At 42.0% G+C, this 14,260-nt stretch carries 19 protein-coding genes, 1 tRNA gene and 1 pseudogene; 16 read left to right on the forward strand and 5 right to left on the reverse strand.

Annotated features, from left to right (window positions below):
* Positions 1–10: 10 nt before the first annotated feature.
* The 3 genes and pseudogenes from IH597_11295 to IH597_11305 form a co-directional block, all read right to left on the reverse strand.
* A complete protein-coding gene (locus IH597_11295; GenBank protein MBE0663039.1) occupies positions 11–796 on the reverse strand; it encodes a T9SS type A sorting domain-containing protein in 786 nt (261 codons plus the stop codon).
* 129 nt (positions 797–925) lie between these two features.
* Positions 926–1,183 (reverse strand): annotated as a pseudogene (locus tag IH597_11300) (GIY-YIG nuclease family protein).
* 61 nt (positions 1,184–1,244) lie between these two features.
* Positions 1,245–1,316: transfer RNA gene (locus IH597_11305), tRNA-Met, on the reverse strand.
* Between the two features lie 202 nt (positions 1,317–1,518).
* Between IH597_11305 and era the strand changes: the two genes are divergently transcribed.
* The 16 genes from era (at position 1,519) to IH597_11385 (ending at position 12,327) form a co-directional block, all read left to right on the forward strand.
* A complete protein-coding gene (gene era, locus IH597_11310; GenBank protein ID MBE0663040.1) occupies positions 1,519–2,394 on the forward strand; it encodes a GTPase Era in 876 nt (291 codons plus the stop codon).
* Positions 2,395–2,640: 246 nt separating this feature from the next.
* Complete coding sequence (locus tag IH597_11315) at positions 2,641–2,916, forward strand: BMC domain-containing protein (GenBank protein MBE0663041.1); 276 nt, start codon at positions 2,641–2,643, stop codon at positions 2,914–2,916.
* A 5-nt stretch (positions 2,917–2,921) separates the two neighbouring features.
* Positions 2,922–3,569: a hypothetical protein gene (locus IH597_11320; protein ID MBE0663042.1), complete on the forward strand. Its 648-nt coding sequence runs from the start codon at positions 2,922–2,924 to the stop codon at positions 3,567–3,569.
* A 132-nt stretch (positions 3,570–3,701) separates the two neighbouring features.
* Positions 3,702–3,995: a EutN/CcmL family microcompartment protein gene (locus IH597_11325; protein ID MBE0663043.1), complete on the forward strand. Its 294-nt coding sequence runs from the start codon at positions 3,702–3,704 to the stop codon at positions 3,993–3,995.
* 11 nt (positions 3,996–4,006) lie between these two features.
* Entirely contained in the window at positions 4,007–4,294 is a 288-nt protein-coding gene (locus tag IH597_11330; GenBank protein ID MBE0663044.1) for a EutN/CcmL family microcompartment protein, read from the forward strand.
* On the forward strand, positions 4,291–4,857 hold the full coding sequence (locus IH597_11335) for a BMC domain-containing protein (protein ID MBE0663045.1): 567 nt from the start codon (positions 4,291–4,293) through the stop codon (positions 4,855–4,857). The genes IH597_11330 and IH597_11335 overlap by 4 nt, the downstream gene beginning before the upstream one ends.
* A 12-nt stretch (positions 4,858–4,869) precedes the next feature.
* Entirely contained in the window at positions 4,870–6,285 is a 1,416-nt protein-coding gene (locus IH597_11340; protein MBE0663046.1) for an aldehyde dehydrogenase EutE, read from the forward strand.
* A gap of 10 nt (positions 6,286–6,295) precedes the next feature.
* A complete protein-coding gene (locus IH597_11345) occupies positions 6,296–6,565 on the forward strand; it encodes a EutN/CcmL family microcompartment protein (GenBank protein ID MBE0663047.1) in 270 nt (89 codons plus the stop codon).
* A gap of 2 nt (positions 6,566–6,567) precedes the next feature.
* Positions 6,568–6,843 (forward strand): EutN/CcmL family microcompartment protein, encoded by a 276-nt coding sequence (locus IH597_11350; protein ID MBE0663048.1) that lies wholly within the window; start codon positions 6,568–6,570, stop codon positions 6,841–6,843.
* 101 nt (positions 6,844–6,944) lie between these two features.
* Positions 6,945–7,406 carry an RpiB/LacA/LacB family sugar-phosphate isomerase gene (locus IH597_11355; protein ID MBE0663049.1) on the forward strand — a complete coding sequence of 154 codons (462 nt, stop codon included), beginning with the start codon at positions 6,945–6,947 and terminating at the stop codon, positions 7,404–7,406.
* 188 nt (positions 7,407–7,594) lie between these two features.
* Complete coding sequence (gene deoC / locus IH597_11360; GenBank protein MBE0663050.1) at positions 7,595–8,269, forward strand: deoxyribose-phosphate aldolase; 675 nt, start codon at positions 7,595–7,597, stop codon at positions 8,267–8,269.
* Positions 8,270–8,418: 149 nt separating this feature from the next.
* On the forward strand, positions 8,419–9,594 hold the full coding sequence (locus IH597_11365; protein MBE0663051.1) for an acyl-CoA dehydrogenase family protein: 1,176 nt from the start codon (positions 8,419–8,421) through the stop codon (positions 9,592–9,594).
* Between the two features lie 202 nt (positions 9,595–9,796).
* Positions 9,797–11,101: a ribosome biogenesis GTPase Der gene (gene der, locus IH597_11370; GenBank protein ID MBE0663052.1), complete on the forward strand. Its 1,305-nt coding sequence runs from the start codon at positions 9,797–9,799 to the stop codon at positions 11,099–11,101.
* 218 nt (positions 11,102–11,319) lie between these two features.
* A complete protein-coding gene (locus IH597_11375) occupies positions 11,320–11,700 on the forward strand; it encodes an RNA-binding S4 domain-containing protein (GenBank protein MBE0663053.1) in 381 nt (126 codons plus the stop codon).
* Positions 11,701–11,809: 109 nt separating this feature from the next.
* The gene (locus IH597_11380; GenBank protein MBE0663054.1) at positions 11,810–12,064 is read left to right on the forward strand and encodes a hypothetical protein; all 255 of its coding nucleotides are present in this window, start codon (positions 11,810–11,812) and stop codon (positions 12,062–12,064) included.
* Entirely contained in the window at positions 12,061–12,327 is a 267-nt protein-coding gene (locus IH597_11385) for a Txe/YoeB family addiction module toxin (protein ID MBE0663055.1), read from the forward strand. The genes IH597_11380 and IH597_11385 overlap by 4 nt, the downstream gene beginning before the upstream one ends.
* A gap of 261 nt (positions 12,328–12,588) precedes the next feature.
* Here IH597_11385 and IH597_11390 read toward each other — a convergent pair whose 3' ends face one another.
* Entirely contained in the window at positions 12,589–13,803 is a 1,215-nt protein-coding gene (locus IH597_11390; protein ID MBE0663056.1) for a class I SAM-dependent rRNA methyltransferase, read from the reverse strand.
* A 13-nt stretch (positions 13,804–13,816) separates the two neighbouring features.
* On the reverse strand, positions 13,817–14,242 hold the full coding sequence (locus IH597_11395; protein MBE0663057.1) for a toxin-antitoxin system YwqK family antitoxin: 426 nt from the start codon (positions 14,240–14,242) through the stop codon (positions 13,817–13,819).
* Positions 14,243–14,260: the final 18 nt, after the last annotated feature.

Raw genomic sequence — 14,260 nt, forward strand, 5'->3', positions numbered from 1 at the left:
GGATATCAGCTTAACGCAAAACAAGCAAGCGGGAAGAATAGAATGAATCCTCGTTCCACGCTTTTATAACATAAACACCATCATCAACACCAAGAAGGGATAATGAAGTGGACTGAGAGCTTTGATTTTTGTAAGAACGTATCAGCCGGCCATTTAGATCATACAGGCTTACATTGAATTCAGTTTCGTCTGATCCCAATGATATGCTAAAGAAATCAATTGCGGGATTTGGGAAAGCAATAAACCCTTTTTTCTCAGAATCTGCAATATTATCATATCCTACTGTACAAGCAGTAGCATTTAATCCATAAGATGACAGGAGGCTTTCCAATTCAGAAACTGAAGGTGGATAAATATACTGTTCCACAATTGTATGATCAGGTGCAATTAAAATCACAGAGATAAAAGATTGAATCTGATAGGCCTCATTGATTTCATTACCATAACCCTCGATTCCACTTATAGAAGGAAAATTATAACCATTTTGCTGATGATACTCCAGCAACTGCATATTGGTAGCACCCCAGTTAACTCCAATCACGATGAGATCACCATTGTTGCAACCATATTGTTCATAAATGATGCTCACATGCGGATTATATGTTGAGCACGACCCACAATTCATGGTCGAAAAACTGAGCAAAACATGTTTCCCGCTATTAAGGTAATTGAATAAATTATGCGAAGAACCATTAAAATCCTTCGCATCAATTTGAACTGCATTTAAAAGGGGCGTTTGCGAAACTCCTGTAAATGCAATGCTCAGCAATAAAAGCGAGTATAAAATTTTTTTCATGAGCTGAAATATAATTGCAAATATATAGAAATTAACATCTTTTAAGCCGAATAGTTCGTCTGTAGATTTGCAATTATTGCAACAGGCAGAAGACTGTTTTCCGCCGAAGCGAATATGACCCCTAGCGAGCTATTCTTTTAAAAATTCTTTGATTTTTTCAATGATAAATTCTCGACCTATCCCAGTCTTAAAATGCTTTTCCCTTTTCATAGCATCTGATTTGGTCTGAAAAGTTTCGAAATAGGCTATATGCCATGGACTATATCTTTTTGACCAATCTTTACTTGATAGTTCATTGTGGCTAAGCAATCGCTGCTCAAGGTTACTGGTTTAGCCGGTATAGGTTTTATCGAACTTTTTTGAGAATAAAATGTAAACGTAGAACATGATGAAGAAGTTAGCTATCATTACGTAAAAAGGCCGAGATTCATATCTCAGCCTTTTGAAGTAGCGGGGACCGGATTCGAACCGATGACCTTTGGGTTATGAGCCCAACGAGCTACCTCTGCTCCACCCCGCAATATATTTTTAATCTTTTAAAGAACTTTCATTTGTTATTCGAACCGATGTCCGCCGCGGCGGATATGAGCCCAACGATTCGCCGCGGCGAATCCACCCCGCAATATATTATCTTTCAATGAAGTTCTTTAACTTACTCGTTTTTCAAACGGACTGCAAAGGTAATTTTTGTTTCTTTGCCAACCAAATTTATTATTAAAATAATGGGGCATAAAGCTGGATTCGTAAGCATCATCGGTAAACCCAATGTGGGTAAATCAACGCTCATGAACGCCATGATCGGTGAAAAACTTTCCATCATCACTCCCAAGGCGCAAACTACACGTCACCGGATAAGAGGAATTATAAGTGACGATGATTTTCAGATTGTTTTCTCTGATACACCCGGTCTTTTACAATCTCATTATAAATTGCATGATGCTATGATGGATTTTGTGAACCAGTCGCTTGAAGATGCTGACCTGGTTCTGTTCATGGCCGAAATGCACGAAAAGCCCGAAACGAATGATTTTGTTGAGATTGTAAAAAATCTTAAAACACCCGTTATTGTTGTGATCAACAAAGCTGATCTTGCAAAAGATAATGAGTTAGTTGTTGTCGAAAAGTTGTGGAGCGAAGCTATCCCAACAGCACAGCTTATTTTGGTTTCGGCACTTCAGGGTCTGAACCTTGGTAAACTGATGCAAACAATAATTGATCAGCTTCCGGAAAGCCCGCCTTTTTTCCCAAAAGAAGAGATAACCGATCGTAACCTGCGTTTCTGGGTAGCTGAAACTATTCGTGAGAAAATATTTATGAATTATCGCAAGGAAATTCCTTATTCAACCACTGTAGTTGTCGAAAGTTATAAAGAAGAAGATAGCATTGACCGCATTAAGGCATTGATTTTTGTGGAACGCGAAACCCAAAAAGCAATCTTGCTGGGCCACCAGGGAAAATCAATTAAAAAGGTTGGAATAGAAGCCCGTAAGGAAATCGAAGAGTTTCTAAATAAGCAAGTTTACCTTGAATTAACCATAAAAGTCAGTAAAGATTGGCGCAACAACCCTGAGATGCTCAAGCGTTATGGCTACGAATAATCTCATCGAATGCTTTATTTTCCATCTTCAACCATAACCGGCATCCTATTATGCGGGCTGCCAAATAATTATCAGATTCTGCTTGATGTTCTAAAAAGAACTATTTTTGTCACTCATTATAATTGCTTAACATACAAAAGTTTTAAAACCAATGTTTTGCAACTGAACATACCGAATTTTTTTATGAACAATTATTAACTAACAGGAGGAATAAAAATGGAAAACGATGAAATGATGGCTTTGGGAATGATTGAATCCCGGGGCTTCACTGCCATGGTCGAAGCATCCGACGCAATGCTAAAAGCAGCAAATGTTGAGCTTGTAGGGTATGAAAAAACAGGCGGAGGCTATGTAACAGCTATTGTCAGAGGCGACGTAGCATCAGTGAGAGCAGCAGTAGAGGCTGGTGTCAGAGCTGCCGAAAAAGTTGGCGAATTGGTTGCATCGCATGTTATCCCCAGGCCACATTCAAATGTTGATTCAGCGCTACCATTGGGTAAAGCAAAAGCTAAGAAAGGGTAACAGATATGAGTTCGAAAGCTTACATAGACCTTCGCACGTATATCTTCCTCGACTCTCTGCAGCTTCAAATGGCTTCATATTTATCAACAGTATCAAGGGGATATCTGCCTGTGGCAGGCCAGGCTTGTTGCATCATTGAAATTGCTCCGGGCATTGAGATTAATGCATTGACAGACGTGGCACTTAAGGCGACAAATGTTACCCCAGGTATGCAGATTGTTGAAAGGGCTTTTGGAATGCTTGAAGTTCACTCATCAAACCAGGGAGATACCCGCATGGCAGGTGAGGCAGTCCTCAAATCAATAGACAAAACCGAAAGCGACAGGATTAAACCACGAATTCTGACAAGCCAGTTGATTAAAAATGTTGAAGACCATCATGCACAATTGATCAATCGTACCAGGATGGGCATGATGCTTTTACGTGGCAATACACTGTTTGTACTTGAAATTGAGCCGGCGGGTTATGCCTACTATGCTGCAAATGAGGCTGAAAAAACAGCAAGGATCAATATTATTGATGTAATGGGTTTTGGAAAGTTCGGCCGTTTATACATAGGAGGCGACGAAGCCGAAGTGCTGGAATGTAAAATAAATGTTGAAAAACGCCTTGCCGAAATAACTGGAAGATCGGGAAAGGAAGACTATAAATAAAGAAACCAGCACGGTCTGATAGCTATAATTAAATTTTGTGCATGTTTGAAAACCAAGACTTTGAAGCCCTGTTGAAGTGTCTGTTGCCTTGGTAAAAGCAACCATATCAAAAAAAAATAAACTAATTGGAAAATGATATTAGCAAAAGTTGTTGGCACTGTTGTTTCGAGCCATAAGGAACCCAAAATGGAAGGCTTAAAACTCCTTCTTCTCGAAAAAATTGATCCTGTTACACTCAAAGGTAAAAACGATTTTGTTGTTTCGATGGACAGCGTAAATGCCGGCCTTGATGAAATAGTTATGTATGTATCGGGAAGCAGTGCAAGATTTACCCATGCTACCGAGGGCTTGCCGACTGACTCGGCAGTTATTGCCATTGTTGATAGGATAGAAAAAGACGGAGTATTTACATTTCAAAAAACATAACTTAATATCAGATGATTCTGGGTAAAGTTGTTGGTTCAGTAGTTAGTACTGACATAAGCATTGATATTGAAGGCGCAAGATATCTGTTGGTTCAAAAATGCAACCAGAAGGGAGAAGCAAAAAGTGACTTTCTTGTTGCTCTTGATCTTGTGAGTGCTGGCTATAACGAAATTGTGATGATTTCGGAAAGTACATCGGCGCGCGAAACAACCCTTACTCAAAACAAACCGGTTGATGCCATTATAGTAGGAATAATTGATATGATAGATGAAAACAATGAAATTGTTTACAGGAAATGATAGTTGATAAAAACACAATCGTTCTTGGTGTTCTGGAGTTCAGTAGCATAGCTATTGGAATCCATGCATTGGATCAGATGGTAAAAATTGCTCCTGTAAGAATCATTGACGCGCGTACAATTTGTCCCGGAAAATATCTGATTGTTTTCAGTGGCGATGTGGCTTCAGCCGAGTATTCCTACCACAAAGGATTCGAGATTGGTTCGGAATATATTGTTGACAGCCTTTTTTTGCCGATGGTTCACAGCGAGTTGATTGATGCTATCGGAAAAATAAAACCTGTGGATACGTGGGAATCTGTGGGTATTATTGAAACATTATCAGTAACATCTGCTATCGAGGCCGCTGATATCGCCGCAAAAGCCAGTGATGTTAAAATTATTGAAATCAGGCTGGCTATCGGTTTCGGTGGTAAATCTTACATGAAAATGATGGGGCGCCTGCACGATGTTGAGGCTTCAATGAATGCAGCCGTATCAAAGATAGCTTCCAAAAATATGTTGTGTGCGAAAACAATTATTTCTCATCCACATAAAGAAATAAAACCCTATTTCTTGTCATAAAAACCATGACTGATGGATAATTTAGAAGAAAAAGTAAGGCAATTGGTTGCCGAGGCATTGCAAAACCTTAGCATGGAAGCTGGGGGGAAATCTCAGGCTGCCATAAACGGTGTATTCACAGATATTTACGATGCCATCAATGCGGCGTCTACCGCTTTTAAAACCTTTATAGAACTGCCGCTTGATACCCGGAGAAGCATCATTCACAACATGAGAAAGGCTTCGCTGGAGCAGAATGAAACCATCTCAAAAATGGCTCATGAAGAAACTGGGCTTGGGAAGTATGAAGATAAAATGCTCAAGAACCTGCTCGGAATAAACAAAACCCCCGGTGTTGAGGATATTGTGCCACAGGCATTCAGCGATGAAAACGGTTTCACTCTTGTTGAAAGAGCGCCATACGGTGTGATAGGTTCCATAACACCATCCACCAATCCAACTGTTACCATCATAAGCAATGCCATTGGAATGGTGGCTGCCGGCAATACCGTAGTTTTCAATCCCCATCCGGCTGCCAGGCGTGTTTCGGCTTATGTTATTGATTTTTTGAACCGTGCTGTTATTGAGGCAGGAGGCCCTGCTAATGTAATTACCTGCATTGAAAACCCAACCATTGAATCGGCAAAGGCAATTATGTCGCACGAGAAAATAGCTTTGATGGTTGTAACAGGCGGACCGGCTGTAGTTAAAACCGCCATGAGCAGTGGTAAAAAAGTGATTGCCGCCGGCCCGGGAAACCCACCTGTAATTGTGGACGAAACTGCCAACCTGGCCAAAGCTGCTAAAGATATCGTTGATGGCGCAAGTTTCGATAATAATATCATATGCATTTGCGAGAAAGAAATTATTGTGGTTGAATCAGTTGCCGATGAACTCAAGGCTGAATTGAAAAAAAACGGAGCATGGGAACTCGATACGGATCAAATAAGAAAAATAACAGAACTTGTGATCTCTGACCCCGGCAAACCGGGCCATGAAGGGTCGGCCAATAAAAAATATATTGGGAAAAACGCTGGTCTTATCGCCGGAGAAATTGGATTACCGGTTCCTGCCTCCACAAGAATTTTGTTGTGTGAAGTTGATAGCGGCCACCCATTGGTCTGGACTGAACAACTTATGCCTGTTATTCCCCTGGTCAGGGTCAAAGATGTTGATGCAGCCATTGACCTTGCCGTTAAAGCAGAACACGGATTCAGGCATACAGCAGTTATGCACTCCATGAACATTGCTAAGCTTAGCAAAATGGCAAAAGTGATTAATTGTTCACTTTTTGTCAAAAATGGCCCCAGCTATGCCGGCTTAGGCTATGGCGGTGCAGGATTTGCCTCGTTTACAATAGCCAGCCCAACAGGCGAAGGTCTTAGTAGGGCACACACATTTACACGCGAAAGAAGATGCACCCTGGTGGATTATTTCAGAATTATTTAAAAACTTTGATATGAAATTTGGAAGGGTGATCGGAAGAGTAGTCAGCACCGTTAAGGTTGATTCATTTGAAGGACAGAAATTCCTTCTTGTGCAACCCGTTGATGAAAAACTCAATGATACCGGCGACCCGATAGTGGCAATAGATACAATACAATCCTCAGAAGGGCAGGTAATATATTATGAAACAAGCAGAGAAGCCGCAAGGGTGCTGGAGAATATACTGAATCCATGCGACGCCGCCATAGTTGGTATTGTTGACGTAATTAATCTGGAGAGATAATCATGATTATTGGCAGAGTAATCGGAAATGTTGTTTCAACGGTGAAAGCAAAAGGCTATGAATCAAGGAAAATTTTGATTGTTCAGCCGATAGATCCCACTGGCCAATCAATAGGAAAATCGTTTTTGGCTATTGATACTGTTCAGGCAGGCTTTGGTGATACCGTTATTACGATTGATGAAGGCAACTCCGCCAGGATCGCACTTAAAGAACCCGAAGCTTATACAATCAAACTGGTGGTAGCGGGAATTGTAGATCACATAAATAAAAAGATTTAATGAAATGAAGTGTTTGGATGGCGATTATTAGTTGTTATTTACCTGTGAAGAAACAGGGAATAGTTGCCCTAATGCTGTCAACCCAAAATTGTTAATGAACCATGAATAAGGAAAGTATTGTTACTGTAGCCTTAGGAGCCGATCACGGAGCATACAGCGCCAAGGAAATGCTTAAATCATATTTACAAGTGATCGGTTACAAAGTAACAGATGTGGGAACCGATAATGAAACGATAAAAGTAGATTATCCGGATTTCGCGTATCAGGTTGCAAAAAAAGTTGCCAGTGGCGCCTGCGACCGGGGAATTATGCTTGACGCAGCCGGTATTGGCTCCTCAATGGTTTGCAATAAAGTGAAAGGAATCAGGGCCGCTTTATGCTGGAATATGAAAACAATCATCAACAGCAGGGAGCATAACAATGCCAATGTGCTGACCATGGGAACCACAATGCATTCAGAGACGGAGTTAAGCGCTATGGCAAAACTTTGGCTTGAAACCGGCTTTGAAGGTGGCAGGCATTGGCCCAGGATCAACAAAATGATGGCCATTGAAAGGAAATAATAACTGCTGAATACATCTGTGAAAAAACCAGCCATATAATTTAATTGACAAGATTAAACATCAGAAAAACAATGGATCAAAACGAATTGGTAGAAAAAATAACCCGTGAAGTAATGTCACGGCTCAAGGAAAGCATGAATAAGGAAGATAGCAAAGATAAAATTGAATCAGATCTAAAACGACCAGGCATGACTCCGCAGGAACTGGCAGGATATATTGATCATACTCTCCTCAAACCCGATGCGGTGGCTTCCCAGTTCGACCAGCTTTGCAGCGAAGCAATACAGTATAATTTCTATTCCGTCTGCGTTAATTCGGGCTGGGTATCGTATGTGGCAAAGAAATTAAGAGGCACTGGCATAAAGATTTGTTCGGTTGTCGGATTCCCGCTGGGAGAAACTGATTCACGAACTAAAGCTTTTGAAGCCAGGAATGCTATCGGTAACGGAGCACACGAAATTGATATGGTGATGAGCATAGGAGCACTGAAATCAGGCGACCTTAAATACGTTGAGGATGATATCAGAGCCGTGAAAAGAGCTTGCCGAAGCAACACAGTGCTGAAGGTTATACTCGAAACCTCGCTGTTAACAGACCAGGAAAAAGTGTTTGCTTGTGAAATATGCAAAAAAACCGAGGCCGATTTCGTTAAAACCAGTACCGGCTTTAGCGGTAGTGGTGCTACTATTGCCGATATTGAACTCATGCGCCGCGCTGTTGGACCCAAAATGGGTGTGAAAGCCAGCGGCGGTATCAGAGATTTTGACTTTGCCGTTTCACTGATCAGGGCAGGCGCCACCAGGATTGGAGCCGGAGCAAGCGTAGCTATCATTACAGGTAAAACTACTGACGGTAAATATTAGCACATGAACTTTGGTTAATGCCAAATCTATAAACCCCTGATATTAAAATTAGTAAGAGCGCAGACCAATCAGATAACGATAGAGGTGTTATCATTACTTGGTTGTTTTTGAATTCAAATCTGATTGATTATTTATAACAACTTTTTCACATGTCTCTTTCCGAATACCAGACTCCCGACTACTTCCTTATTGACGAACTTCTTAGCCAGGAGCATCGCATTATCCGCGGTGCAGTCCAAGACTGGGTGAACCGCTCAATAAAACCCAATATTGAACGCTGGGCGCAAAACAATGAGTTTCCTTCTGAAATCATGCGCGAACTTGGAGAACTCGGCGCACTTGGGCCATATATTCCTGAGGCTTACGGTGGTGCCGGTTTGGATCAGATTTCTTACGGCCTTATCATGACTGAACTCGAACGCGGCGACAGCAGTATCCGATCTGCGGCTTCGGTTCAATCTTCCCTGGTAATGTATCCGATTTTTACTTTCGGTTCAGAAGAACAAAAACAAAAATACCTGCCCAAGCTTGCAAGTGGCGAATTGGTGGGCTGTTTTGGCCTTACCGAACCAAATCATGGCTCCGACCCCGGAAGCATGGAAACCCGCATCAAGGATCAGGGCGATCATTTTTTGTTGAATGGCGCTAAAATGTGGATCACCAATTCCGGTATAGCAGACATTGCTGTGGTGTGGGCAAAGGATGAAACGGGAACTGTTCGCGGATTGATTGTTCCTAAGGAAAGTGAAGGTTATTCGGCCCCAGAAATAAAAAACAAATGGTCGCTGCGGGCGTCCAACACAGGTGAACTTGTATTTGATAATGTTAGGATTCCCAAAGAAAATATTTTCCCGGGCGTAAAAGGCATGAAAGGCCCGTTAAGTTGCCTGAATTCTGCACGATACGGAATTGCATGGGGCGCAATAGGCGCAGCCATGGACTGTTACTTCGCCGCTTTGAAATATTCCAAAGAGCGAACCCAATTTGGGAAACCGATTGCCTCGTTTCAACTTCAGCAAAAGAAACTGGCCGAAGTACTCACCGAAATTACCAAAGCGCAGTTGCTTGCATGGCGGCTTGGTGTTCTGAAAAATGAAAACCGTGCAACACCCGCACAAATAAGTATGGCCAAACGCAATAACGTGAAAATGGCGCTGGATGTGGCCAGGGAATCACGGCAGATACTCGGCGCCATGGGCATTACCGGCGATTTCCCAATGATGCGCCACATGATGAACCTCGAATCGGTAATCACCTACGAAGGCACACATGACATTCATTTGCTGATAACAGGGCATGATATTACGGGGATAAGTGCGTTTTGAAGGAACAAGACCCAAGATCCAAATCCCAAGTCCCAAATTCCAAGGTTGAAGGCCAATTACTCCATTACTCCAATACTCCATCACTCCAATCAACCAATTGACTAATTGACCAATCAACCACACACACAATACTGCATCACCGTAACACAGCATCACCGTATCCCATTAAAAACCCTACCTTTGCCGCCAAATTATTGATATTATGAGCAATATACTTGCTATCGTAGGAAGGCCGAATGTTGGCAAATCCACTTTTTTTAATCGCCTCACAGGCATGAGGCAAGCCATTGTTGATCCAACTTCCGGCGTTACCCGCGATCGGCATTATGGCCGTTCAGACTGGAATGGCATTGAGTTTTCGGTTATTGATACAGGTGGCTATGTTACCGGTTCGGATGATGTTTTTGAGAGCGAGATCCGCAAACAAGTGGCTTTGGCGATGGAAGAAGCCGATGTAATCCTTTTCATTGTTGACTCGCGCGAAGGCCTCACAGGCATGGATGAAGAAATTTCGACTATGCTGAGGCGTTCGGACAAAAAGATATTTGTTGCGGCCAACAAAGCCGATAGTTCTGAACACTTTAACGAAGCCAGCGAATTTTATGCCCTGGGGGTTGACCAGGTTTTCCCTGTTTCTGCAATGACCGGAAGTGGAACCGGCGAATTACTGGATGAAGTGGTGAAAGAATTTTCCACACCCGATGTTGAGGAAGTTCCTGAAATACCAAGGATTGCCGTGGTGGGAAGGCCAAATGTTGGTAAATCCTCGCTGGTGAATGCCTTGCTGGGTGTTGACCGCAATATAGTTACCGCAATTCCGGGCACAACCCGCGATTCTGTGTATACAAGGCACAAAGGTTACGGTTTTGATTTCCTTTTAGTGGATACAGCCGGGGTCAGGAAAAAAAGCAAGGTTTCTGAAAATATTGAGTTCTACTCGGTAATGCGAAGCATCCGTTCAATCGAGAACAGCGATGTCTGCCTTTTGATGATTGATGCTTCAGAAGGATTTGAGGCGCAGGACACCAATTTGTTCTCGCTGGCTCAGAAGAACCACAAGGGAATCGTAATTGTGGTGAACAAATGGGATTTGTTGGAAAAGGAAACCAATACGCACAAGGATTATGAAACTCTGATCCGCGAAAAAATATCACCGTTTACCGATGTTCCGATCGTGTTTACTTCGGTTCTCACAAAACAACGTATTTACAAAACCATTGAACTGGCACATCAGGTGTATGAGAACCGAAAGCGAAGAATTACTACCTCTAAATTGAATGAGTTGTTGCTTCCTGTTATACAGAATAATCCTCCCCCGGCTACCAAAGGCAAATACGTGAAAGTTAAATACATCACTCAGCTTAAAACCCATTTCCCTGCCTTTGTTTTTTTCTGCAATCTGCCTCAGTATGTGAAAGACCCGTACAAACGTTTTATTGAGAACCAGATACGCTCCAACTTTGATTTTAGCGGGGTGCCAATGGAGATTTATTTCAGGGAAAAGTAAGTTGGAAGTCCCAAGTTTCAAGCCCCAAATTCCAAGAGACAAGAAACAAGAGACAAGAAACAAGCGTCAAGTCCTAAGTCCAAAATTCAAAATTTGAAGAACACCCTATTATCAAATTAACTACTAAACACCGCATTACTCCATTACTCCACCACTCCATCACTCCAAACTGCATCACTGCATTACTGTATCACAGCATCACAAAAACCTGAAAAACCATGAATGCTTCCGTACGAATTGACAAATGGCTTTGGTCGGTAAGGGTTTATAAAACCCGCAACCAGGCTGCCGATGCATGCAGGGCGGGCAAGGTTAAAATGGATGGAAACGCCGTAAAGCCATCACGTGATGTGAAACCCGGCGATGTGATTGAGATCAGCATGGCCCCGATCAAGAAAACCCTGGAAGTGATTGAACCGATCAAGAACCGTGTTGGCGCTAAACTTGTTCCTGAATTTGCCAGGGATTTGACTCCACAGGAAGAATACGACAAGCTGAAACTCATCAGTGAAATGAATTTCGAGCACCGCGACCGTGGCACCGGGCGGCCAACCAAAAAACAAAGAAGGCTGATAGATTATTTGAAGGATGAGGACTAGTACCTCCATTCAATCCCACATTTTTCCTACCGGAGAATTTCAAACTCCTCAATTATTGATCAAAATAAATTAGTATTACTTTTGTGACTAACCTTGAATTTTGAGTAATATGGAAGCAACAATAAGAATTTCCATTAATGAACTAACGCCTGATTTTGTCAAAAAGTTAAAAATGCTATTGAATAAGGATCAGGAGATTGAACTCACAATCAATCCTGTTGGTGACTTTGGCCTCAATAACAAAGAATCCAAAGAAGAATATATTCAACGGATTCAAGAGGCTTTAACTAACTTATCGAATGGCAAGTTTGTAGCATTTTCCGAGCAGGAACTGGATGAATTTTCAGAAAACCTGCTGTCATGAATAAATATATTTTCGAAGAAAATTCGCTTGACGATTTCAGCAATTGGGCATTGTATAACAGACAGATTTTTAAGAAGATCGTTAAGCTACTCAAAGACATCAAACGTTCTCCATTTTCCGGAATTGGCAAACCCGAACTATTAAAATTTGATAAATCTGGTTGCTGGTCAAGAAGAATTACTTCTGAGCATCGTCTTGTTTACAAATTAGATGAAACAGGAAACATTTTAATTGTAAGCTGTAAAGGCCATTACAGCGAGTAACGCTATTTATTTCTAAGATTGCTCATTAATAAAACACCACTTCAATTTTATTTCTCGGGAATAGCTGATACAATGTGCTGTCCATTTGGACCATATATCTGTATGGTCTAATACTTTTCGGAGTAACCACAATCAATGATTTCAAATTTTGATAAAAACAGTTATAACCGCAAAAGTTGAAAATAATTAAAGAATTACGGTTATAACCGTAATTTCCATATTTTTCCGAAGAATTCCGGCTATACCCGGAATTTGAAATTTTTAATCCACGTAAATCACTAGCCCCTTCAAATACGCCCCTTCCGGATGGAAAATACTTATCGGGTGATCGGGTGGCTGGCTGAGGCGGTGAAGGATGCGGACGCTACGGCCGGCTTCAATGGCAGATGCCATTACCGTGGATTCAAACAAATCGGTTCCGACTACCTGAGAACAGGAAAAAGTGAAAAGGATTCCACCAGATTTTATCTTTTTCAGAACCGATGTATTCAGAAATTTATAACCCTGCATGGCCCGGTGTTGCGAGGCTTTGTGCTTGGCGAAGGCAGGCGGATCAAGAATTACTTGGTCAAAATCAGCGGCCATTTCCTGAACATAATTTTTCACATCAGCTATGATGCCTTTGTGTTTGGTTTCTTCAAAGCCGTTGAGTTTTACGTTTGCATTAGCAAGCTCAATCGCTGATGCGGCGCTGTCAACAGAGTAAACTTCTTTGGCGCCGGACTTCAATGCGTAAATACTGAATCCGCCGGTATAAGAAAATAAATTGAGGACTTTACGACCCTGGGCATATAGCCCCAGCAAAGCGCGGTTCTCACGCTGATCCAGAAAGAAACCTGTTTTCTGTCCTTTGACAAAATCCACCAGGAATTTGTTTCCATGTTCGGTGATTTCCTTTGGAGTTTCGGCTTGCCCATGCAAAAACCTGCTATGTAATTCATTATTTTCAGAAGGTTCGAAAAATGACTCAGCACTTTTGTCATAAACAGCCTGGAGTTTGCCATTGTAAACGCTTGTCAGCGCTTCGGAAATTTCATTTCGGGCATTGAACATCCCCTGGGTCTGAGCTTGGAAAACCGCAATTTTATCATAAATATCAATGATCAATCCCGGCAAACCGTCGCCTTCAGTGAAAACGAGGCGATATGCATTGGTGTCAGCATTCTCAGCCAGGCCCAGCGCCTTGCGCAGATTGTAAGCATTTTCAATTTTTTGCTTCCAGAAGGCTGTATTGATTTCTTTGCGTTCGAAGCTAAATAGTTTGACCGCAAGCGAACTGTCTTCAAAATGCCCGGTGCCAAGATAATTGCCCTGCGAAGTAAACACTTCAACTATTTCACCCCCCTTAAGATGTTCGGATATGGATTGAACGGCCCCGGAAAAAATCCAGGGATGGAAACGCTGGATCGAAACTTCGCGCCCTTTGCTTAAGATAACCCTTGGGTAATTTTGATGCTTGTTTTTGATATCTGTCATTTGGTTTCCAATATCACTCGTCATAATTAATATCCTTTACCAGGCTGCCATCTTCGTCCCAGAATCTCCATCTCCCGGCCCGTTCGCCAGCCTTGTAATTGCCTTCAAAATACTTTCCGCCGTTTTCATGCCATACTGTACTCTTCCCATCGCGGATATCGGCTTTGTAATTAGCTTCGCTCCACTTGTTTCCATTGGAGAACCAATAGGTCCATTTGCCCTCCCGCATACCTTGATGATAGGCTCCTTCAATACGTTTCATGCCATCGGGATAATACCCGATTTCCTTTATCAGGATCGAATCATTATTTTGGAAGGAGTAATATTGTTCAAGTTCAACTTTCCCATCAGGGTAGGTTTGAACCACTACCCTTTCAATTTCAGGCGAACAGGAAAATAGAAAAATGAAGGCAAGGCTTGAGTAAATCATTTTTGTCATAGGCCTGGTTTTATTTTC

The sequence above is a fragment of the Bacteroidales bacterium genome (genome assembly GCA_014860575.1).
In the GTDB taxonomy this organism is placed as follows: Bacteria; Bacteroidota; Bacteroidia; order Bacteroidales; family JAAYJT01; genus JAAYJT01.